Origin of the sequence: Bacteroides sp. D1 (genome assembly GCF_000157095.2) — a bacterium.
Lineage (GTDB): Bacteria > Bacteroidota > Bacteroidia > Bacteroidales > Bacteroidaceae > Bacteroides > Bacteroides xylanisolvens.
Genome location: NZ_JH114332.1, coordinates 243,137 through 268,612 on the forward strand (window position 1 = coordinate 243,137; position 25,476 = coordinate 268,612).

The 25,476-nt window shown below is 40.6% G+C and carries 9 protein-coding genes and 2 pseudogenes; 4 read left to right on the forward strand and 7 right to left on the reverse strand.

Going from position 1 to position 25,476, the window contains the following annotated elements; all coding sequences use genetic code 11:
- Window positions 1-67: 67 nt before the first annotated feature.
- Together BSAG_RS0222660 and BSAG_RS23900 are read right to left on the reverse strand one after the other, a co-directional pair.
- A pseudogene (locus BSAG_RS0222660) lies at window positions 68-2,739 on the reverse strand (glycoside hydrolase family 2 protein).
- 14 nt (window positions 2,740-2,753) lie between these two features.
- Window positions 2,754-4,659 (reverse strand): annotated as a pseudogene (locus BSAG_RS23900) (rhamnogalacturonan lyase).
- 220 nt (window positions 4,660-4,879) lie between these two features.
- Between BSAG_RS23900 and BSAG_RS17610 the strand changes: the two are divergent.
- Window positions 4,880-6,343 carry a glycoside hydrolase family 28 protein gene (locus BSAG_RS17610; protein WP_004312564.1) on the forward strand — a complete coding sequence of 488 codons (1,464 nt, stop codon included), beginning with the start codon at window positions 4,880-4,882 and terminating at the stop codon, window positions 6,341-6,343.
- A gap of 68 nt (window positions 6,344-6,411) precedes the next feature.
- On the opposite strand, the gene BSAG_RS0222675 is transcribed toward BSAG_RS17610, so the two are convergent.
- From BSAG_RS0222675 to BSAG_RS17595, 5 genes are all read right to left on the reverse strand, one after another.
- A complete protein-coding gene (locus BSAG_RS0222675; RefSeq protein WP_008642250.1) occupies window positions 6,412-9,582 on the reverse strand; it encodes a DUF4450 domain-containing protein in 3,171 nt (1,056 codons plus the stop codon).
- On the reverse strand, window positions 9,548-10,057 hold the full coding sequence (locus tag BSAG_RS0222680) for a DUF4450 domain-containing protein (RefSeq protein WP_004308507.1): 510 nt from the start codon (window positions 10,055-10,057) through the stop codon (window positions 9,548-9,550). The genes BSAG_RS0222675 and BSAG_RS0222680 overlap by 35 nt, the downstream gene beginning before the upstream one ends.
- Before the next feature lie 39 nt (window positions 10,058-10,096).
- Complete coding sequence (locus BSAG_RS17605) at window positions 10,097-11,173, reverse strand: glycoside hydrolase family protein (RefSeq protein WP_004312563.1); 1,077 nt, start codon at window positions 11,171-11,173, stop codon at window positions 10,097-10,099.
- Between the two features lie 663 nt (window positions 11,174-11,836).
- Window positions 11,837-12,616 (reverse strand): hypothetical protein, encoded by a 780-nt coding sequence (locus BSAG_RS17600; protein WP_008642253.1) that lies wholly within the window; start codon window positions 12,614-12,616, stop codon window positions 11,837-11,839.
- 124 nt (window positions 12,617-12,740) lie between these two features.
- Window positions 12,741-17,099, reverse strand: a complete 4,359-nt coding sequence (locus tag BSAG_RS17595; RefSeq protein ID WP_004312562.1) for a hybrid sensor histidine kinase/response regulator transcription factor — start codon at window positions 17,097-17,099, stop codon at window positions 12,741-12,743.
- Between the two features lie 302 nt (window positions 17,100-17,401).
- On the opposite strand from BSAG_RS17595, the gene BSAG_RS17590 reads away from it, so the two are divergent.
- Genes BSAG_RS17590 through BSAG_RS17580 form a run of 3 tightly spaced genes read left to right on the forward strand, consistent with a single transcriptional unit; the run spans window position 17,402 to window position 25,454 of the window.
- A complete protein-coding gene (locus BSAG_RS17590) occupies window positions 17,402-20,542 on the forward strand; it encodes a SusC/RagA family TonB-linked outer membrane protein (RefSeq protein ID WP_004312561.1) in 3,141 nt (1,046 codons plus the stop codon).
- Between the two features lie 11 nt (window positions 20,543-20,553).
- Complete coding sequence (locus BSAG_RS17585) at window positions 20,554-22,173, forward strand: RagB/SusD family nutrient uptake outer membrane protein (protein WP_004308511.1); 1,620 nt, start codon at window positions 20,554-20,556, stop codon at window positions 22,171-22,173.
- 38 nt (window positions 22,174-22,211) lie between these two features.
- Window positions 22,212-25,454 carry a DUF4450 domain-containing protein gene (locus BSAG_RS17580; protein WP_008018608.1) on the forward strand — a complete coding sequence of 1,081 codons (3,243 nt, stop codon included), beginning with the start codon at window positions 22,212-22,214 and terminating at the stop codon, window positions 25,452-25,454.
- Window positions 25,455-25,476 lie beyond the last annotated feature (22 nt).

The following is a 25,476-nucleotide window of genomic DNA, read 5'->3' on the forward strand; positions in this document are numbered from 1 at the left end:
GTTAAAATTCAGTTTATGAACAAAGATACTTGATGGCAGGCAAATAAACAACATTGCCGGAACTTTTTTATTTGATTGTTTCGAGAAACTCAACTTCGATGATTCTCAACTGGTGTTTGCTACTGCTTTTTTCCAATTCCATTGTATTGGCCGCTATAGCCTCTACTTCGATAATCTGTCCGAAAGCATCTTTGTCACTGGTGTTTCCTTTCAAGCGGATGGTTATCGTATTAGCACGTACGGGCTTTTCTACATTGAGATGAATATATCCCAGGCTTTTATCCGTGTTTCCGCTCCAAATCAAGGTGTTGCCGGCATATACTTCCAGCGGGTAACTTCGTGAACGCCATCCTTGCAGTTTGATGCATATATCGTCTATTTCGGCATCTCTTTCCAATGTATAGGTAATCCATGCAGTGCTTAGTTTACCGTCATTCTTCCATTCGGTCAGTTCGATATCATCGTAGCTTTTTTCAGCATCATTATTGTTGGAACCGGCTTTTGCCGAAACGATTCGTACACCCTTTTTGCTGTCTTTGTAAGAAGGGGTAGAAGGTGTTTCTCCTCTATCCAGTCTGCCTTTCAAAGTGGCCTGCGGAAGATAGGTACTCAAACCTCCGGTCACTTTTACAGGCACCGTTTCCAATGTGAGAGAGGCACTTAGAAGTCCTTTAGCCTGTGCTGTCAGAGTTACTTTTCCGGCAGCCGTCGTGCTGCGGATCAGTGCGCGGTTGATACCACATTCTACCGGAAGGTTTGTATCAAGAATATGATTGTTTTTACCTTGAGCAATACCTCCGCGCCATTCCGCCTGACCCTTGAGTGTGAACTGAATAGTGCGGTTGTCCAACGGACAACGTTGTCCGTCTTTATCTACCACTTCCACCTGTATCAATGTCATATCCGCACCGTCTGCATGAAGGCCTTCGGGGTTTTGGATAGCGGTAAGTTTCAGACTGGCAGGTTCACCGGCTGTATTTACAGCATAACGACTGATTTCTTTCCCTGCTTTATTGTAGCTGACAGCTTCCAGTTTGCCCGGTTTGAAGGCTACGTTGTCGAAAGTAAAGAGAAAATTGTATTGGCGTTTGCCTTTACCCAGGGAGTTACCATTCAGGAAAAGCTCCACCTCTTCTCCGGTAGATACTACCTGCACAGGTTTTACCGTATTATCCGGATAGTTCCAGTGTCCGATGATGTAGGTCTGGTCTTTTTCCGTATCTACCCATCCGTCCCACATTACCTGATGTGCGTAGAAAGCATCTTTTTCGATACGCATCGCGTCCGTCACTCCACTTCTTCGGTAGTTTTCCGCACCCCGGTAGTGGGTATTGGTGTCGGAGAAGATAATTTTAGTACCGCCGGAGCTGACTCTGTTACCCGTTCCGGGACGCTCACGCCAATAATCATACCAGCGGGCTATCATGGTGATGGCAAGTTCATCTTGGTTGCGGTTATAGTCAGTGGCCGGTTGTCCTTTATAAAGTGGTCCGTCACCTTCTTTGTGGAAAGGATAGCTATATTCATCCCAGTACTTTTTTAAACCTTCGTCGCGGCAATATTCGGTCGCCCACATCGGATGATGTTCGCTTCTGTTGATGTACAGCATTTCGCCACCGTATTCCGCTTCGCGGATATCCAACATTTCACGTGATCCGATGGCACGTCCGCCGAACGGGTCGTATTTGTCGCGGACAGCTTTCATTTCTATCATGTGTTCGCGGCTGATGGCTTTGTTGCCACATTCGTAGAACAGGATACTCGGATTATTACGGTTGTAGATAATCGCGTCTCGCATCAACTCCACCCGTTGTTCCCATTGACGTCCTTCACGGTCTTTTTCTGCATCTCCGGCAGGCATTGCCTGTATCAGACCTACACGGTCGCAGGATTCTACATCCTGTTTCCACGGAGTAGCGTGCATCCAGCGAACCAGATTCGCGTTTCCTTTCACCATCAGGTCATTAGAAAAATCGCTCAACCAGGCAGGTACGGACAGACCTACTGCCGGCCATTCGTTGCTGGTGCGCTGTGCATACCCTTTCATTTGGATAACACGGTCGTTCAACCATATCTTTCCTTCCGCGAAGCGGGTCTTGCGGAAGCCGGTGCGGGTACTGACTTCGTCGAATATCTGATTATTATCATCTTTCAAAGCGGTTTTTACCGTATACAAGTAACCATATCCCCAACTCCAGAAGTGAAGATTATGAAGGATGGCAGATGCTTTTACCGTCTGCGGTCGTTCCACTGGAACTTAGAGTTAGTTCCTTCTTCTCTGTACATCCAGTCGTTGTCGGTGCGAACGGCAATCACGTTCTCACCCTCTTTGATATGTGGAGTCAGGTCGAACCCTACCGCCATAACACCGTTTTCGTGTCTGCCTAGATAATGTCCGTTAAGATAGAAGTCTCCGCGTTGGCGTACTCCTTCAAATTCGACGAATACTTTCTGATTACTTTTCAGTTCCGGAATCTGGAAACTCTTGCGATACCATACCACTGTATCTGTCAATTGTTCAATGGAAAGTTTGAATGCTTCATCTTCATTGAAGGCATGGGGCAAAGTTACTTGTTTCCATTTACTGTCGTCGAATTTTGTATCTTTGGCTTTAGGAAAGTCTCCTATCCGCAGCTTCCATTCGCTGTTGAAATTGTATTTTTTGCGTTCGGATGCCTGTATATTAATGGCGGACAGTATAGCCAGGAGAAATGTGAAAAGAAATAATTTGTGTTTCATGATAGTCTCTTAACTTACTTGAATTGATATCCTCTGAAAGTACCTTTCATTTTTATAAGGTCCGGTCCGAAATAGAATCCCGGTTGTGTTGGCTGGTTATAGCCTACATTTTGGGTAGCGATACTGATTCTGTATATCGGTTCTTCAAGGAAGGTGTGGAATCTGTATTCGGTCGGAATAGTCGAAACGTAGAGCCGGAGAGCAGCGTTGTTCTCGGAGCGTACGAGTACTTCTTCCCGCCAATCGCCTATAATGTCACCTTGGAGACAAGGATTCGATTTCGTTCCATTGTTGAAAAGAGTTCCTGTGAATTTGACAAGCGGAACAAACTTTTTGTTTTCCCAGTCGTATTTAATAATCATGTTTCTATCCAATAGTTCGCGTAATAGGTCTCCATCCCACCAGACAGCCATATTGGTCGGCATATTTCTCATTTTAGGGGCTATGATTTCTCCTTTTACGTTTCGAATTCCTTGTGAATCTCCTGACCACATTTCCACACCCGGATGAGTCGGGTCAATGTCGGCGGCCATACAACGTCCTACATCGGTATTGCTTTTTATCTGTAATAACACTTCTCCGGTGGCGGCATCTCTGTACGTACTTCCGTCACGTTTGTTTTCGTGGCAGTCCCATACTTGCAGACCTTTACGGGAAGGGTCAAAATGTGTCAGGTGGATGGCGTCTCCATGTCCCATTCGGGTAGAATAAAGTCCTTTGCCGTTGTGGTCGATAGCACAGGAACCGTAAATGATTTCGTCGCATCCGTCACCATCCACATCGCCTACACGCAGATTGTGGTTTCCTTGTCCGGCGTACTGCTCGCATCCGGGATGGTTGCTGTCGAATACCCATCGGTTCTTCAGTTCTTTTCCGTTCCAGTCGAAGGCCGCCAGAACGGTGCGTGTGTAGTAGCCTCGGCACATGACAACACTTGGGTGTACTCCGTCAAGATAGGCTACACAAGCCAGGAAGCGGTCGCTTCGGTTACCTTTTGCGTCTCCCCAGTCGGCAACGTTGCCGCGGGCAGGGATATAGTCGATGGTATGTATGTAAGGCTTCACCGGTGTCTCCTGAAAAAACAGTCAGGTATTCTTTGCCTTTCAGAATACGTCCTTGCTTCATCATTTGATTCCTGCTTGGGTCAAAAGTACCGGCTTCGCGATAGTCTGCATCAGCATTTCCAATTACTTTTCCTTTTCCGTCCACTGTTCCGTCGGCAGTCCGCATCACTACTTCCGCTTTGCCGTCACCATCCAGATCGTACACCATGAATTGAGTATAATGAGCTCCTGCACGTATGTTTTTACCCAAGTTGATACGCCATAGTTGTTCTCCGTTCATTCGGTAACAATCGATGTATACTTCGCCTGTATAACCTTCGTGTGCATTGTCGTGTGAATTGCTGGGATCCCATTTGAGGATAATTTCGTATTCGCCGTCACCGTCTACGTCACCGATGGAAGCATCATTGGGACTGTACGTGTAGGTATCACCTGCCGGAGTTATTCCGTCTGCCGGTTTTTGCAGGGGAATTTCCAGATAGCCGAGAGGCGCGTTTTCCGGGAATGTGTATGTACCGTCAATGTGATGCGTCTCCTTTCCTTTTAGAACAGGACGCACTTCGTAAACAGCCGTTTTCTGACTGTTATTCTTATCACGGAACAGGGTGCTGACAGTGATGGGAGTGTCTGTCAAATTCTTCCCGTCTCTGTATACGTTGAAACCGGTTTGTATCGGATCGGAAGAAAGATACCTCCACGAAACGATTACTTCTGAAGGGTTTTCGCGAATGGCAACTACGCCGCGGTTTAGTTTCTCCCGTTGTAACTTTGAGTAGTTATAACCAGGTTGTGCTGTCATTGTTACAACAGGCAGTAACATGAATATGCACAATAGATAAATTGCAATTCTTCTCATATTTGTTTTATCGGTTTGGACCTTATTGTATTTATTCACTCGCAAAATTACTCCTTTTTGTGATGTATGAAATGGAGAAATGTACAAAGACTATATACAATTGTGCACCCTTTCAAGTTAATTGTCCGTATGATATAATATTCTATCTTTTGCGTACATCTGTCCATTACCTCTTTGATGATATGCGATAATTTTGCAACGTGAACTAAAAGAAGTAATTATGAAGTATCTTTTATCTATTGTACTATTGGCCTTGATTGGTTTTACAACTCCGAAAAAGACGATTCCTGCTTATGATTGGGGAAGTGTATCTGCAGAGCCGGATTTGTCGTGGGCCGATCAGGTGGGGGCGCAGAGGACTCCGGAAAACACAGAATGGGATGCCGGAAAGTTCGGGTTGCGGAATGACACTTCCGTATTCAGTACTCCTGCTATCCAGGCCGCTATTGATGCTTGTCACCAACAGGGAGGAGGTACGGTAGTTGTTGCCCAGGGGTATTATAAAATAGGTGCTTTGTTTATCAAGAGTGGTGTGAATCTGCATCTTAGTAAAGGTACTACCTTGCTTGCGAGTGATAATATTCAGGACTATCCGGAATTTCCTTCCCGCATTGCCGGTATCGAAATGACATGGCCTTCGGCCGTTATCAATATAATGGATGCGGAAAATGCCGCTCTTACGGGGGAAGGTTTTATCGATTGCCGCGGAAAAGTATTCTGGGATAAATATTGGGCGATGCGGGAGGAATATGAGAAGAAGAATCTGCGTTGGATTGTGGATTATGATTGCAAGCGGGTGAGGGGAGTACTGGTTTCCAACAGCAAGCATATCACGTTGAAAGACTTTACGTTGGTGCGTACGGGATTCTGGGCTTGTCAGATTTTGTATTCGGATCATTGTTCGGTGAGCGGACTTACTATTAATAATAATGTAGGAGGTCACGGACCAAGTACGGATGGCATTGATATTGATTCATCTACCAATATTCTGGTAGAAAACTGTGATGTGGATTGCAACGATGATAATATTTGTATTAAGGCAGGGCGTGACGCCGACGGACTGCGTGTGAATCGTCCCACGGAGAATGTGGTGGTTCGTAACTGTATTGCCCGTAAAGGTGCAGGGTTACTGACTTGCGGAAGTGAGACTTCCGGTTCTATTCGTAATGTACTGGCTCATGATCTGATAGCGTATGGCACAGGATCTGTATTACGGCTTAAATCGTCTATGAATCGTGGTGGGACAGTAGAGAATATTTATGTCACAGGAGTTGAGGCTGATAGTGTATCTAATGTATTGGAGGTGGATTTGAACTGGCATCCAAAATATAGTTATTCGAAATTACCTGTAGAATATGAAAGTAGGGAGATTCCTGCACATTGGAAAATAATGCTGACTCCAGTAGAACCTAAAGAAAAAGGGTATCCACACTTTCGCAATGTTTATTTCTCTCATGTAAGAGCGAAAAGATCTAAATGTTTCATTACAGCTTCGGGGTGGAATGATAGTTTACGTATTGAGAACTTCTATCTATTTAATATTCGAGCACAAGTGAAAACAGCGGGAAAGATAGTGTATGGAAAAAAAGTTCGATTAAGTGAAATTTATTTGGAAGTGGAAGATAAGAGTCAAGTAAGACAAGAATACAATATTGATAGTAAAATAGAAATCAGTTATCAGTAGGAATATTATGGACAGTGTCCAGAAATATATAGAATGAGGGTGTATCATTGATCACCCTCATTCTGTGGCTATTTGACTAGCGTTACTCCCATCAATCCTATCACGACTTCATTGGCTGTCGTCTCCAAAGATAATGATTTTAATTCTTTAACTGGATTGAGTGGCAGATCAAGCATTGTAGCCATACCACCATCAATAGATATCGGGTTGTTCGATATTGTTTTTCCAAGTTCGCCTGCATGATATTTGCTTACATCACCTGTTTTAAGGCGTACTCTCCACGGACGTGGATCTTTAGTGTTGAAAGCATATCCATCTACGAATATATCCTGATCTAAAGGAATTAAATTATCTGGTAATATAAGTTTCAGTACTTCTTTTTGTCCATCTGTATATTCTATTTTGATTTCGCCATTTACTATATGAGATTGCATATAATAAGTGGAAGCTGCAATGAGGAAATAGGCTTTAGAAGCTTTACCGTTTAGTGGTATATTAATGGAAGTCGGGTAGTTATCCCATAATGTGGTGAATGCAATATTATTATATTCTTTTTCTCCTGGAGTACTGAAAGGTATTCCTTGTGGCATAATGAATCTATTGTTATTTCTTGAAGCCTTATTTCTTATTCCACGGTCATCAATAACAGAAATACTTTGAGGATGACACCATTGTCCCATACCTTGGGTCGGAACTTGTAATGTGGTGTATTTCCATCTTGGGAACATATATTTTCCATAAGCGAATATATTACTTACTTTGTCATTAAATATTTTCTTCATGTCTACCGTCTTATAAACTGATTTTTCCGGTACAGAGATATTCCAATTGATGGCTCGAAAAGAGTAAGTGTCTTTTCCGGATTTGACTTTTATTCTATTAGTTCCTGAAGATGCAATGGGAATATCAAATTCATAGTTGTTTTTTCCATGAGCTTCTATATTGATGTTTTCATTCACCTTTTTACCATTGATATACAAATCACCTTTTATCACTTTATCCATATTGTTTTTCAAGGTAAAAATAAGAGAAGAAGATTCAGAATCACAAACGATATCAAGCGGATTGTTGACATTTATATCTATGGGAAGCCAATAATTCATATTTCCATTGGTGATATTGACAAATACAGTGCGATGTCCGTTTTGAGCGGTTATAGTGCCGGTTAGTATGTCATTCTTTAAGTTTGCATGACGCAGAACGTTTTGCGGGTCATATATTTTTCCTGATTTATAAGGAATATTTAGTCTGAACTGGCTGCCATTGGCTACATTGACAGATATCATGTCTCTGTTTATTTTTTCTCCGTCCCATTCTATCGTGATATCGTATTTGTCAGCTATTCCTGCCTCAAACTTAATTTCTGGAGATAAAATAGTGGTTGTAAGTAAAGTATAGGGTGTATCTTTTCCATTTACTTTGATAGATTTAATTTTGTTTCTTATAGCTTTTATTTCCATTGACAAGCTGACATCTTTTTTGAGTAAATTAGGAGTTATAGAATACCTTTCTATATTGCCTTTCCTTTCAAAAGTATATGCCATATTTTGAGTTTCAATTTCTGCAAAATTCCAATCATCGGGGAATCCGGGTCTTATCGTTAGTCTATTATTAATAAGATCTGGCATGATACCGTACATACCCTGTACAAGAGCACGTACCCCTGTCGCTATTCCATCGGCAAAATCACGATATGTCTCTCTGCGGGCTGCGTCATAGAATGACAATTGTGTGACATTTCCCGGACCTGAACCAAGGTACATCGCATCCAGAACAGCTCCTTTGAACATTTTGAAAGCCTCTTCATAACGTCCTGTTTGCCAATAAGCAAGGGCGGTATGTGAGATTTCTCCGAAAGCGACATTGTTGATAGACCACATATAAGGTTGCCAGTTTGTTGTTGAAATCACATAATTGGCAGTATCCTTCAAACCTTTTCCCATGACGGGGATGTGGGGGATTTCCGTATCTATATATCGGGTTGCCTGATATGCCTTGAAGGGATCATGTATATCAGAATCTATTGCATGATAAATAGTCCATATGGCAGCGTTGTCATGTCGTATCCGGTTTCCCATATTATCTTTAAACTCCGCCCACCATCCTTTGTCTTTTATCCATAATTCTTTGTTTATGGCAGATAATATAAGTTCTGCTTCTTTTTTGTATATGCTTGGATCTTTTCCTAATTTTTCGGATATTTCTGCCATTATTTTATTTGCCCGGTAGTTATATGCAGTAGAATGTGTCACTTTACCGCCATTGTATTGTAATGCGTCTGAAGCCCAGATACAAGCATAGGCATCATATAACCCGTCGTTATCGGGGTCGAATAGTTTTTTTTCCCATGTAAAGTGACGTTGGAGGGCAGGATATATTTCTCGTGCGTAATCAAGATCTCCGGTCCATTTGAGATGCCACAACAGTTGGTCTATAAAGACTAGATTCATATCATAATGATGCATGACGTCTCTTCTATTAGGAACTCTTCCTATATAACCATTACTATACATGGGGGTTCCCCATATTTTTGCAGACCGTGCGAGGTTTAGGGCTGTGTCCTGAAGATGGGGTAATGTGACGGGAACATCTATAACTTGCGAATTAAGATAACCGTTAAAGTGAGTTTTTGCCCTATCTTCTAATCCCATCAAGTCTGCGAGATAAGCCCCTCTCCAACCGGTAAGAAGTAATTCGCGGAAACAGATGGCTCCATGTAGATACGATGGAGATTGCCATACAGCATCTTCCGCTCCAGAGAAGGTGCCTCCTAATGTGTTCAGAAATGGATCAGGTGTTTTTATTTTGATTCTGGAAGCTATTTGGGTTCTGAACTCAACACCTTTGTTGAAAACATTACTGAGATCATTATATTGAAACTCACTATGACTTTTAGGGTTGTGCAGTTCAATATAGAAAGGAATGGTACTAACCGGATATTTTGCTATGATAACCGGTTTGTTTGATTTGCGGGATGTGATAAGTTCGTCCAATTGGTCAATAAGGTTTCCATCCACTTCTTTTATATCAGTTCCGATAGGAAAGGTTCCTGCTATGGACATTACTTTATGTTGAGAGGCTCTGTTGCTGGTGTGGTGCCCGTATTGTATCGTAAATTTGTTTTGATTAATTTGATATATATTTCCGGAACAATTGTTGGCTTTAATGAAAAAACAATCGGCTGGGTCGGAATTCAAGTCTCCCTCACGTCCGAATTTCTGATTGTTGGCTCCCCCCATATATCCACAAGATTTTAGTGCCGGCAGGGATGTCTTTGGCTTTGTATCTTACTACTAATCCATCGCCATCGGACATAGCTACAGCATCAATTGTCAGACTGCCGTTTCCTAGATGTCTCCTGTCTCTCACAATGTAGGTGCGTTGCCCGGATTTAAAACGAGATTCAATGAATTCCATATCTTTTATCCAAGTAATATTTGAGGGGGTAGATATAGCCATATATACACTTCCACCGAGGTTAGGCATGTAAAGTCCGAATTCGGGGAAGTCACTGGTTTCAAAACGAAAGCCGGTATTAGTTCCATAAATAGCTCTAGTAAATCTTTTATTTCCATTGGTTATTACAAACTCTTCTCCTTCGGGTTTATATCGAAGAGTTCTTTCTTCTCCGTGCCAATAGGAGGAGTGAGGCAAGTCTTTTGCGTTTGCCGGGAATTGCAACAAGGTAAATAATATCAATATAATTTTTTTCATAACAGTTTTTTATAAGTGTACTTTAAGTTCTATGTTCGTTTATTCGGGCTTGATTTTAAAGACGAAACCTGAAGATGTTTCTGCTTTTCCCCCTTGGGAAGCCGTGAAAAGGTAAGCCGGTTTTCCATTTTTCATTAGTACTTGCGGGCGTTCGAAACGTCCATAACGTTTGAGATGTTTAGGAGCGGGTGGTTGTTTGATATAATGCTCTGCTCCAAACCAACCAATTTGAGGGTTTTGCCAGTTCAGCCCGTCTTTGGATTCGAAATAGAGCCCCACTGTATGGTCGTAGAACCCCATATCTCTCATTAACATTTTGAATATACCGTTTTCATACCAGATATACGCATCTTCTACTTGCCTGTTTTCTCCGAAACCGGAGAAATCGACAATCGGATTTTTTTCATATCGTCGATAAGGTCCTGTGATTTTATCTGCAAAAGCTACCCCATATTTCCGGTTACCTGAAATACCATTGATATGTTGGTTCACATATTCATTTTCATTACAAGATTTATAATAAAGCCAGTATTTTCCGTCCGGATGTTTTAAGAAAGCTGGATTAGTGGTAATATAATCATCCCATTCACCTGTATTTCCAGGCATTAATAATGGTTTTTCGCATCTTTCCCACGGTCCCCAAATAGAGTTTGCTACAGCGTATCCGATACGTTTCGTTCCAAATTTACCATTGGTTGCTCCCATGTAAAATAGCCAGTAACGACCGTCTATTTTATAAATGCTTGGATTGTGACATGTATTACCATCAAAATAGCCCGGGCGGGGGGACAGTACTGTTGATACATATTTGTATGGGCCTTCCGGTTGGTCGGCTACGGCGTGTGCGATTTCACAATGCCCCAGCCATCCTTTCATTTCATACTTTTTTTCCCAACGTGAATAAAATACATGTACTTTATTCTTTTCATCTATAATTGGTGCACAACACCACACATAATAATTATCGTCTTCCAAGATGCGTCCCATAGGTTCCAGACGTTCAGCAAAAGAAGAAATAGCATCTGCTGGATAGTTCTTCGGCTGGTCAAGACTTTGGGCTTGTGCCGACGCAATCTTTAAAATAAAGAATAATGCATAAAAAAGGATGTGTTTCATAATTTCTGTGATATTTATATATGATTAATAATTCTTTTAGACCTGTATGACAAAATTAGGTTGATTCTGCAAATAGCTATGATGAAAAAATTCCATTTTGTATGTAGTTTTATCCACAAATAGCGATATTATGGTTGTAAGGTATTAGATATGGAACTTTGTTACAAATACTTTTTCTTATAGTAGCGCACTCTTGACAAAGCCTTTTTAATTTTGTATATTTGCAAGCGGAAAGATTAATGGATAAAGAATTTAAAAAAGAATGAAAATAGAATAGTACAATATTATAACAATATATCAGAAGCTCCTTACAATAGTTAAGCTGTGAGACTTACCGTATAAGCTAAAGGCTGCAAATCTTTATAAGGTTCGCAGTCTTTTTTGTTATGAAAAAGTACAGGGAGAACCTTAAAATCGAAATTTATAATTTATAATAAACTTGGATACCGTTTTTAATAAACTCCTCAATAGTTTATTAAAAACAGAAAGCTTGTCTATTAAAGATAAGTCATTTTTTTTCTTTATGTGAAGGAGGAGGATAATACTTATTATGATGTAAAATGACAGAAGTGAATTTAAGTGACATGATTGTAAAAACAATGGAGCATTGTACACAATTCAATGCTCCATATTACATCATAATGCAATAATAAAAATAGATTTTTATTGAGCTATCACACCTGCCCAACTGGAAGAGAAGCGGAAGTTACCGACATTTCCGGTCAAATCATCGCGGTTCCTAAATGAAATAGAACGAATCCCCCCTTTTAATTTGTTATTATCTTCGTCCCCCTTCGCTACCACATCGGGTTGAGGTTCTTCTGCTGTTAAGGCTGGGTCTACAAATAATGAAACCTCGTTCTTTTTATAATCCAGTTTGAGAACCAATAGATGCGTCTTATTAAGCGCATGGCTTTTGAAGGATTCTGCATTAACTCTTAACAGATTAGTCCCGAATCGGATATGTTCATCGTCTATCTTACCGACATATACTCTGGCACGCAGATTACCGCCAGTATGAACAGGGGAAAGAGCAATGAAATCGCCTAAGCGACTGGAAGCGACGGAGGAAAAGTTTGCCAAAAATGAAAGGTATAAAGTTCCCCTGCAATAGTCATTCTTTTCAGAAATGGAATATACGCTAAATCTTGAACCTTTCACATTTTCCGGGAGTTCTCCTATTTTGATAGATACTCCTTTTTCCGTATATCCCTCATAACTGAGCTCTTGTCCGGTAATGGGACTACCGGCATTCTTGTCAGTTTGGGAAGAGAATGCTTCACACCAGGTATCTATTTTTATCGGAGCATCAGCTTTATTATATGTAGCTTTTTCCAATTTATCACCTTGTTTATATCCATTTAGCAGATTGCTTTTTAATACTTGTGCGTTGCTTGATAATACAAAGGCTGCCAGGCTTAAAATTAATACTGATCTTTTCATAATGCTATAATTAAATGTGTTGATAATTTTTTCTGAGACAAAATTAGTCTGAACTTTTTATTCCGACTAGTGAAAAAATTCCATTAAACATGTACATATGTTCACAAACACATAAATATATTTATTAATCTTCGTTTATTTCTGTTTCTCTTATGCCCTCTTGGTATCTTTTCTGATAACTGGAAGGAGAGATGCCAAATTGAGCCTTAAAACATCTGCTGAAATAGAACGGGTCATTGATGCCGACCATATAAGTTACTTCAGATACGGTATATTTCTTGGTTGACAACAATTCAGCAGCTTTCTTCATTCGCATGATACGAAGATATTCTTTGGGAGTATATCCGGTCACTCCACGCACTTTACGGTAAAAGATGGTGCGACCCAGTGACATCATAGAAGCAAAATCATCGGCAGTAAATTCAGGGTTAGTCAGTTGTTCTTCCACTATCTTGGTCAGATTTTCGACAAACTCCTTGTCTTTATCCGATGTACACATCACAGGACGTTTGGCTGACAAGTCATTGGAAAACTTCTCCTTTAGTTTGTCCCGCTGTTCTATCAGTTTGAATATGCTTGCCAGTAACAGTTTGGTACTGAAAGGTTTTGTTATGTAAGAGTCTGCACCGCTTTTCACTCCTTCCAGATGGCTTTCCGCTGCATTCAGGGCTGTAAGTAGGATTATAGGAATATGACTGGTACTAAAGTCACTTTTTAGTTTACGGGTTATCTCGAAACCATTATATCCAGGCATCATGACATCGCTGATAATGAGGTCTATATCATTATTATGGGCATACTCCAGACCATTTTTTCCATCCGCTTCGGCAGCAACCTCGAAATATGGGGTCAGTTCTTCTTTCAAGAATTCCCGTACGTCATTGTCATCCTCGATAATAAGTATTTTCCGTTTGTTTAGAGGACCCTCTTGATCAGATGCGTTCAGTTCTGTTTTTAGTTCTTTCTCTATATTTTCTACTTCTTTATCTATTTCTTCTTCTGATTCAGAGTGAGCATTTTCCTCATTAAGAGCAGAAAGCGAAGGATGGTTTTGTGCTTCTTCTTTTAATATGGCATTTTCAGGAATAAGGAAGTCGTTAGATTGATAAATGGAAGAATCAGTAGGTAAAGTTACAATGAAAATAGAACCACCTGACGGATTTTCTTCATAGCAGATGTTCCCTTTGTGAACATGAACCAGTTCATGGGTAAGATGTAAACCTACTCCTATACTGTCGCTAGAAAAACTGCTTTGCATGAAACGTTTAAACAGCTCATTACGTTTTTCTTTGGGTATGCCTACACCTGTATCCGTTACTTTCATGATTAATAGCTGTTTCTGTTTATCAATATAAATGCTGAATTCTATCTTTCCACCGGAAGGAGTATATTTGAAAGCATTTGATAAAAGATTGTAGGCGATTTTGTCGATATTACCTTTATCAATATACATTTTGTATGAATTGACGGATGGTATAAATTTGAAATCCATATTCTTGGATTCGGCTGTATCCTGAAAGCTTAGGTAGATTTCATATAAGAAAGCGATAACGTCAGTTTCTTCAAGTGAAAGGGCGAGTTTGTTGTTCTGCATTTTCCGGAATTCAAGTAATTGGTTGATCAGACGCAGCATACGCTGAGTACTTTTGTCCATTAGTTTGATAGAGTAACGTATCTCCTTGGGGATATTGTGGGTACGGTGGATTCTGTCCAAAGCCCCTTGTATTAGTGTAAGCGGAGTTCTGAATTCATGTGAGATATTGGTGAAAAATACTAACTTGTATTCTGTTAATTGCTTTTCTACTTTAATTTTATTCCGCAAGTTGTTAATATTCCTGATAGTACGATATACAAAATACATGATAATGCCTGCAATGAGTATGTAAACAAAGAAAGCCCATCCGGTTGCCCAAAAAGGGGGAGTTACTTTGATTTCAAGTGTCTCCTCGTTATCACTCCATATACCTGATACGCTGCAGGCTTTGACATGTAGATAGTAGGTACCTGCCGGTAAGTTTTTATAAGCTGCAAAGTTTAATGTAGAAGGAATACTCCAGTCATCGTCATATCCTTCAAGTTTGTAGCTGAACCTTGTATTAGTCGAAATTGGATAGTCAAAAGTGGAGAAGTCTATGACAAAGGAACTTTGGTAATATTTCAGACTGATGGCATCTGTATATGCCAGAGCGGCTGTCAATGGAGAGTCCATATCGGCAGGACGGACTGATATTCCGTTTAACTTTAAGTCTGTAAATGTAACGGACAGAATTTTCTCTTTGTTTTTAATTTGCTTAGTATTGAGTATTATAAGTCCGTGGTTGGTGCCGAAAGCCAAACGACCATCTTTTAATTTGGCACATCCTTCTGTATATACATTCCCCAATATATCATTAGAAAAGAAGTAATTGTTGAATATTTTGTTTTCCGGGTTAAAACAAGAAATCCCATATTCGGTGGATACCCAGATATTTCCTTCATCATCTTCAATGAAAGCTTGTACTACACTGTGGACAAGTCCATCATTGACCGTATAGTGAGTAAAGGATATATCTTTATAATCATTCTTTATATTGGCTACGCAAAATCCGATACCTGATTCGGCAATCCATATCCTGCCTTTCTTATCTTGTATAATTGATTTTATTTCATTGCTTTTCAGGGCATGGTTATCCAGATTGTATTGGTAAAAATCGTTCGGGTCTTTTATAATACGGTCAGGATCGAATACAAAAACACCTTCACTGGTTCCTACCCATATCCATCCGTTACGGTCTTCGCAGATAGTGCGGATTTCCTTTTGGCCATAAGTCTTATTGAAAAAATGCCGGAATATGTATTTGTCTTTTTTAGGAACAGCGAGATCAAGTCCTCCGCCGAACGTTCCTATCCACATACGTTGTTTGCGGTCTTGCAAAATGCAGAATACTGGATCGGCAGCTAAGGAATTTGTATCGGTTGCCTGATGTATATAGTGTTGGTCGTCTCCGACTTGGAGCCCTTTCCCGCGTGTTCCCAACCATATATTACCTTTACTATCCTCACATGCAGAATAGATATTTATATCATAATACTTTTTGCTTTTCTGTTTTGTTAGTTTATTATCGTAGATATATAATCCGCCTGCACGCGTTGTTATCCATACTTCGTCATCTTGCATGTGGGATATGAAGCGGATGGCATTTGCCCTGTCGATATTTAATTCACCTTCGGGATATACTTTTGCAGCCCCTTTATTTATGATTTCAATTTGGGATATACCGGAATATTCGCTACTTGTCCATAAATTGCCCGAGTGATCTTCTATTATATATTGAAGATAGTTTGAGGCGATGGGATTTGTATGATTGGCGGTTGCGGTAAAATGTTCCAGTTCTTTAGTAGTAGGATTATAGGCAAAAAGTCCGTTCCCATAAGTCGTTATCCATATAATGTCTCTGGAGTCATGATAGACATGATAGCGTTCGTAATCAATGAAATATGGAAGCTTTGACGATCTTACATCAATCTTTTTGACACTACCGGATTCTTTTTGAATATAGTTAATGTATCCAGTCTGATTATGAACCCAGTAGTTGTTGCGGTTATCTTTCACTACCAATCCATTACGGATATTGAGCTCTTCCGGAGCAATTCTGGTTGTATTGGTCTTGGGATTGAATAAGATTCCGCCTTGTTTGGTAAATAACAGCCATTCGTTACGTAATACAATATTGCCTGTTAGCAAAAAATCAGTTGATGTGGCAGTATTGGCAACTTTCGTGAGGTGCTGCTGGTTGTATTTCCAAATAAATCCCTCTGATGTTATGAAATAAATAGTATTATCAATGACTGCGCTTTGAAGGAAGTAGTGAGTCGAATCTATACATTCGAGCGTGTTATCTTTAAGTAAATACAGCCCTTTTCCTGTACCAATCCAAATGGAATTTGAATCAAATACACTAAGAAAACGTATATTGTCGGATTTTAGTTTATGGTTGTCGGTAGAATATGTTTCCGAACTGAATTTGTTGTTTTTATAAGTAATTTTCCGGCAGCCTTGCACCCTTCCCCAAAGCCATATATCCTTATTAGGGAGGATTGTGACTTCATTATAACGGTCTTTCATTTCTCCTTTGCCGGTGAAATCTACAAAACAGTCTTTTTTCAAATCATAACAACTGATTTGTTCCGCGGAAGTTGTAATCCATAGGAATCCGTCGGAGTCTTCCTGTACACTTCTGATACGATGATCCGCTAATGACAGTTCTTCACCGCTCTGGGGACGGAAAGTAACAAATGAATTTCCATCATAACGGCTCAGGCCATTTAAAGTAGAAAACCAAATGAATCCTTTGCTGTCTTGATAGATATGCCTGATAGAATTATTGGCTAATCCGTCAGTGGCAGTCAGATTCCTAGCATGTATTTCTATGGAGGCGTTTGCCGGATATATAATACATGTACATATAAAAAAGAAAATTGTAGCTTTAATGAAGAATCTCATACTTGTATAGTGATAATAATGATTGTGTTTTTTTAGATTTGCGGTAAAGATAGATAAATAGCACGTAATTTTAAAGTTTAAATTCAGACTTTTGCATTGAATTTCTTGAATAACCTGAAAAAAAGAAAGAGGGACTATATAAGAATGTTCAGGTGGACAAATGTGCATGGGATATGGAGAAAAATGCATGAGCAGCTTCATGTATGCCGCTATATTTGCTGTTGAATTGATAACTGGATTTTGTATTACCATGGTTTATGAGATTGTATAAAACTAATATTATTAAATGAAAACTAGAATGTATGAAAAGCACTGTTTGTGAGATTAGCTGTTGGAGAAGAAAATATATATTTTTCTTCTTGATGATGATTTCGGCTCTCCATTCGGTCACAGTATTTGCACAAAAACGTACCATATCCGGTACGGTGGTTGATGAACGAAATGAACCGTTGATCGGGGCAACTATTGTAGCAGAAGGGAAGTCTGGAATGACAATTACCAATGTGGATGGCAAATTTACTCTTGCAGTTCCTGATAAAGCTAAGACAATTGAGGTGTCTTATTTGGGATATGCTTCACAGACTATTTCTATTAAAGGAAAGAGTGTTTTTGCCATCAGGATGAGCGAAAATGACGTGCAAATGGACGAAGTGGTTGTAATCGGTTATGGTACAGCCAAAAGGGGGAATGTGACCGGGGCCATTGCCAAAGTTGATGCAGCGAAACTTGAAGACCGTCCGGCACCCAATCTTGCCTCTTCATTGCAGGGGCAGTTGGCGGGAGTAGAAGTACGGTCAACTAATGGTGCGCCGGGATCAGAATTACAGATTCGTGTGCGCGGAGCTGCTTCCATTAATGCGGATGCCACTCCTTTATATGTAGTAGATGGAATTCCGATAGATGATTTGGGAAGTATCAACCCAAATGATATTCAGTCGATTGAAGTTTTGAAAGACGCTTCATCTTCTGCTATTTACGGTTCTCGTGGTGCTAATGGTGTTGTTTTGATTACAACTAAAATGGCTAATAAGGATGATAAAGTCCGGGTACAGTTTTCTGCTGCATTCAGTATCCAACAATTGGAAAAGAAAATAGATGTACTAAGCCCGGAAGAGTGGATCACTTTCCGGACTGCCTATAACAATAGTAGATACCTTGCTGCTTTAGGAGGAAAAGGAGCTACGGCAGATGATGATTGGGATACCCGTTATGCCTTGAATGGTAATCGGGTAAACTATGAGTATATGAATGACCCGCGATGGACACAGCCCGGTTACGGTGGATTAAGACTAATTGACTGGCAGGATGAATTTTATCGTTTGGCTCCGATGCAGAATTATCAGCTTTCTGTTTCAAATGGTAGAGGGAATACTCAATACCGGCTTTCTCTGGGATATATAGACCAGCAAGGTATTGCTATAGAGAGTGCTTACAAACGTTTGAATCTGCGGGCTAATGTGGAGACAAAATTGTATGATCGCATCACTTTAGGCGTTAATATGGCTCCGTCAATGGACTGGAAAGATGGTGGGCGTGTGGATGGCAAAGATCAGCAGGCAAATCAGGTTTTGACAATGTGTCCAGTTGCAGAGCCAGATGCTGGGATATATTCCGGTGCGGAACCTTATGCCTCTTATTTATGGTCTAGTACAAAAATCAGCCCTATTGCTTATATGGAGCAGGTCACCAATCATATCGAAACGGCCCGGTTGAATTCTTCAGCTTTTATCAGAGTCAATATTATTGACGGATTGAGGGCGGAAGTGAAAGGTGCGTATGATTTTACAAGCCGTCAGACTCGCACTTTTACTCCGAGTTCGGTAATTAAGAACTGGACGGATGGTGAAGGGTATCATAGTTCTGCCAACCGTATAGATATACGGTCATCCAAATATCTGTTGCAGGCTGTATTAAATTATGATAAGAAATTAGGCAAGCATAATATTGCCGCTATGGCAGGTTATTCAATGGAAAGTTCTTCGGGAGCCACTACAAACTTGTCTGCGCAACAGTTCCCGGATAATTCACTTGAAGTTTTCAACCAAAGTGATGAGGCTATAAAAGTTGCGTTAGCTACCTTGTCAACTCCCAATCGCTTATTATCCTATTTCGGGCGTGCCCAGTATGAATATGATAACCGTTACCTGTTGACAGCAAGTATTCGTCGCGACGGTTCTTCACGTTTCGGAAAGAATAATCGTTGGGGGATGTTTCCTGCTGTTTCTGCTGCCTATCGAATCTCTAACGAGAAGTTTTGGCCGGAAAAGTTTGTGGTCAATCAAATGAAAATACGCGGTAGCTGGGGTATGAATGGAAATAATTCTATTTCTACTAACGCTGCTATCGGGCTGATGGGTAGTTCCAACTATTCAATTGGTGGAAGCCTGACCAATGGTTTTGCTCCCAGTTCAATTGATAATAAAGAACTTGGATGGGAAAAGACACACAGTTGGAATGTTGGTTTGGATTTGGGATTTTTTGATAACAGGATAACTCTTGCTGCCGATTATTATGATAAAACGACTAAAGATTTATTATATCAGGTTTCTGTTCCTGGTACAATGGGATTCACACAAGCATGGGGGAATATCGGTAGTATAAAAAATAAAGGGTTTGAGATTGAACTGACTACCCAAAACTTGACAGGAAGGTTCAAGTGGACTACTTCTTTGAATATAGCTTATAATAAGAATAAGGTGTTGAGTTTGGGAGAAGATAATAGTACGGTTTTCATTGGATGGGATAAATCGAATACACAGGTATTGATGGTTGGACAACCTTTGAGGGCATATTATATGTATGATGCTGTAGGAGTGTATCAGTATAAGGAAGATTTGAGGAAATATCCTACAATGTCCAATTCTATCCAGGGTGATGTGAGATACCGTGATGTGAATGATGACGGTAAGATTAATGACCAGGATCGTACGTTGGTTGGTAAACCGGATCCCGATTATACTTTTGGTATGACAAATACCTTTAAATATAAAGATTTCGACCTGTCTGTATTACTGACTGGACAGACAGGGGGAATGATATATAGTCTGCTCGGTCGTGGCATGGATCGTCCGGGTATGGGAGCATCTATCAATGTATTGTCACGTTGGGAAAATATGTGGGTTTCCGAGGAACAGCCGGGTGATGGGAAAACTCCCGGTATTAATAACTCTAATACAGGTTCACTGTACGATACCCGCTGGTTGTATAGTACCGATTTTATTAAAATTAAAAACGTAACGCTGGGCTATCGTATTCCCATCAAAAATAAGAAGATAATTAATTATGCCCGTGTTTATATTTCGGGAGAAAATCTTCTGATGTGGGATAAATATGAAGGTGGTTATTCTCCGGAAGTAAATAATGACGGAAAGAATAGTGACTATGATTACGGTTCATATCCGCAGGCTAGAACTATTACTTTAGGGGTAAATGTAACATTCTAATAAAAGAAACTATGAAACTATATCAATATATACTAAGTGGAGCTATGAGTATGGGATTGTTATTCTCTTCTTGTAGTGACTGGCTAGATGTCACTCCGGTAGATACCCGTACTACTGAAAACTTTTATACGACCCCGTCGCAAATGGAGCAAGCGTTGATAGGAGTATATAACGGACTGCTTCCGTTGTCGACTTATGCTTTACTTATGTCAGAGGTTCGTTCGGATAATACATGGTGCGGAGAACTGAGTACGGCACAGCGTGACTATATGGACATCAGTTCTTTTAACCCTAATATATCGACCATTGCAACAGTTCGGGATGCATGGAATGACTTGTTTGAGATTGTTTCGCGTGCCAATTTGTTTTTGTCCAAGGTAGATGGGGTGAATTATACTATTGAAGGAATAAAGGAACAACAAATAGGAGAAGCGCGTTTTTTGAGAGCATTAGCTTATTTTGATTTGGTTCGTTATTACGGGCGTGTTCCTTTGACGCTTGTTCCTCAGACTATTTCAGAAGCAATGTCGACTCCGCAGTCGGAGGCTGTAGAAATTTATGAGAAGGTTATTATTCCTGATTTGGAATATGCTGTCGGAAGCCTGACGGAGGAACCGAAGGATTATCTAGGAAGGAAATCCGCCAGTGGCCGTGCAACATTGACTGCGGCAAAGGCATTGTTAGGAAGAGTTTATCTGACAATGGCGGGATTTCCTCTGTATGATGAAACTAAAAAGGAACTCGCTAGGGAGCTTCTTGAAGAAGTAATTGATTATGCGGATGCAACCGGTAAATTTTGGGCTAAAAATGCAAGTGAATGGCAAAGAATGTGGATAAATGAGAATGATAATAAATATCACATCTTTGAAATTCAATATATAGTCGCTAAAGATTATGGTAATCCGATGGTATTTCACTCCGTGCCTCGTTTACCTTCGAAATATGTTACTCTTGAAATGTCCGGTAATAGTATTGCTTGTGCGAAGGGGCTTGATAATTTATTGAAAGAGGAACAAGATGAAGAAGGACATTTTCTTGATGTACGGTGTCTGGCTACTATTGATACGACCAAGTTTGTGAATGATGACAATCCTAATAGTGTGACGAAATATGCAGGTGAGGATTTCTTTATCAAATTCCTGGAACATAAAATGAAAAGAGAAGCATTGGGGTATGATGATATTAATGCGCAGATAGTGGATCGTACTTATTTCCCTCTGAATTTCCCGTTGATTCGTTTGGAAGATGTGATGTTGATGTATGCCGAGATTGTAGGTCCAACTTCAAAAGGGGTTGATATGGTCGACAGGATACGGCGGCGTGCAGGAATACCGGTATTGACAAATGCCGAAAAGGAACCGGCTGCATTCCGGGAATGTGTTGACAAGGAGAGACGGAGAGAGTTGGCTTGTGAAGGAATCCGTTGGCATGATTTGGTACGTCATAATAATCTTCAAGCTGTTCGTGATAAATTTCAGGAATATGCAGTGGATGCCAATGGTAATGTCATACGTCCGACTTTGTTATTGTATATCCGGCAAATAAAGGATGGAACTTATCTCTATCCTATTCCCGATTCGCAGATGAAAGTGAAAGAGGGGCTGTATGTACAAAATGAAGCGTATCGTTAAAAATTGAAGTAAATGTAATAAATATAGGATAGGAAAATATGAATAAAAGTTGTTTGATTGGTTTTCTGATGTGCTCTGCGTTCTCACTTGTTGTACAAGCAGCGACAGATGGGGCGCATATAACAAAGACAATTTCCCAAATTGAACGTAAAAAAGGGATAAAACGTACTATACAATATCGTCCGGATGGTAATGATTTTGTTTGTGTGAACGGCAAGAATCGCTATACTCGTGCATTGTACGGAGGTATTACAGACTTTAGGATTGAAACGAGCGACCGGCCTGTGTTTGCTGCTTATAAGCCGAAGGATAGTAAGCATATCTGTTTTCGCTTGCAATGTGGTAATCAAAGTATAGCCCTTGATTCTTTAAAATTTTGTGAGGCCAGATACAGGGCGGGAAGGCGTACTTATCGTCTGACAGATCCTTTGTTGGGCAAAGGTGAATTAAATATCTCCGTACTGGCATTTCCTGACGCAGAAGGAGGGATATGGCGGTTTACAATGAAGGATATGCCGGAGGGGGCTCTTTTACATTGCTATATTTCAGAGATTAGAGCGAAGAATTTAAGCCGCAATGGTGATATGGGTGCTGATCGTGCTGATAGTTTTGATGCTCCCCAACTTCCGAAAGAACAGAAACATTATAAATTGAGTTTGGATGGAACGACTGCTTATATTGTTGTGGAAGATCAGGAGTTACGTTTACCAGCTCTTGTTGAAGGAACTTCCCTATACGATAAGTCTGAAAAGTGGCGTTCGGAGATAGAGTCATCTCTTCAGATTTCTACTCCGGATCCCTATTTTAATCCATTGGGAGGGGCTTTGGCGGCTGCCGCTGATGGAATATGGGATGGCAAAATATGGCTTCACGGCGCTATTGGCTGGCGTTCGCAATTAAATGGCTGGCGTGCTGCTTATATCGGTGATTTTATTGGCTGGCATGATAGGGCTCGTACGCATTTCGATTCGTATGCAGCAAGTCAGGTTACGGATGTCCCTGCGACAATACCTCATCCTACACAGGATACTGCTTTACATTTGGCACGTTCGGTAAAAAAATGGGGTACCCCGCATTACAGTAACGGGTATATTTGCCGTACTCCTTACCGAAAGGATCAAATGCATCATTATGATATGAATCTTTGCTACATTGATGAGTTGCTCTGGCATTTCAACTGGACCGGCGATTTGGACTATGTACGTAAAATGTGGCTTGTATTGACTAGTCATCTGGCATGGGAAAAATTGAATTATGACCCTGATAATGACGGGCTGTATGATGCTTATTGCTGTATTTGGGCCAGTGATGCACTTTATTATAACAGTGGAGCTGTAACTCATTCGTCAGCGTATAACTATCGTGCTAATAAATTGGCCGCTATGCTGGCTGAAAAGATAGGGGAAGATGCTACTCCCTATGAAAAAGAGGCGGATAAGATATTGAAAGCGATGAATGAAAGGCTTTGGATAAAAGATAAAGGGCATTGGGCCGAGTTTCAAGATTTCATGGGGCATAAGCGTTTACATGAAAGCGCTGGTTTGTGGACTATCTATCACGCGATAGATAGTGAAACAGCCGATCCTTTCCAGGCTTATCAGGCAACCCGGTATGTCGATACCTCTATTCCGCATATTCCGGTATTTGCAGATGGGTTGGATCGTGATTATGAAACATTATCCACTACGAACTGGATGCCTTATGTGTGGAGTGTGAATAATGTGGCGTTTGCCGAGGTGATGCATACTGCGCTTGCTTTTTTTCAGGCAGGGCGTGGAGACGATGGTTTTAATTTGTTGAAAGGTTCTATTCTGGATGGGATGTACCTTGGGAAAAGTCCTGGCAATTTCGGACAAATAAGTTTGTATGATGCTGTTCGCCGGGAAACTTACCGTGATTTTGCAGACCAAATAGGTATAACATCCCGCACTTTGATACAGGGCTTGTATGGCGTTTCGCCGGATGCTCTGAATGGAAAATTGGTGATCCGCCCGGGATTTCCTATGGCGTGGGATAAGGCGTCTATGTCAATGGCTGATTTAGCTTATGAATTCTTACGTAAGGGTGATATGGATATTTATAATGTGACACAACGTTTCAAAGAACCATTGGCCTTGACGTTGCAAGTGAATGCAGTGAAGGATAAGATCCGTTTGGTAAAGGTGAATGGAAAAGCTGTGAAATGGAAGACGGAAGAAGCTGCGAATGGGTATCCTCTGATTGTTGTTTCTGTACCGGCTGTCACCAAAGCTGAAATCGAGATTCAATGGGAAGGTAATGTCTTACAACAGATTGCAAATGATGAAATTGTTACTACGCTGGAAGGACAGGTAGACTTGAACGCTCCTCAGGGTATTTCGTTTCTTAAAGTATATGACCCGCAAAATGTTCTGGTAACGAAGAAGGTAAACACAACCAAGCTTTCGTCGAAAGTGAATAAAGATAAGAAAGGACATCATACTTTCTTTGTGTACACTCGTCAAGGGAATATGGAATGGTGGCAACCTGTCAATGTCTATGTCAATGTTCCTCAAGTCGTATACAATGGATTTGAAAATATTGAAACTGGTAAATGTCGTGTGGTAAACATGGATAAGCAGTTTAATTCTTCTGTAGCGGATATTTTTAAAAATGAGTATTTATCTCCACGTTCTCCTTATACAACTTTGCAGTTACCGACTCAGGGAATTGGAGAATGGTGCCATCCATTGCTGACTGCTGAAATTGATGATTCCGGCTTACGTAGCTTGGTGAAGGATAATATGTATAAAACTTCACTTGGTATTCCTTTCCGTGTAATGAAAGAAGGTAACAATATCGCTTACACTTCTTTATGGGATAATTATCCGGATATGGTGAAGGTTCCTCTCTCTGGAAAAGCTTCCCATGCTTATTTGTTGCTTGTAGGGAGCACCAATCATATGCAGTGCCGGATAGCCAACGGAATTGTACGTGTATATTATACAGATGGAACTTCAGAGGTGCTGGAATTGGTAAACCCTGATAATTGGTGTCCGATTGAGCAGGACTTTTATCTGGATGATTTTGCTTTTGATGCTCCCAGACCTCGCCCGTATCGGTTTCATTTAAAAACAGGAATCGTGAGTCGTGATTTGGGAAAGGCTTTGAAACTTCGCGGATCTGCCGACCGCAGATTTGAAGGTGGCGCCGGTGTCATGCTGGATATTCCGTTGGACAAGAATAAGACTCTGAAAGAACTGACATTGGAAACCGTTGCTAATGATGTAGTGATTGGATTGATGAGCGTAACATTACAATAACAGTCTTTATTCCGAAAATATA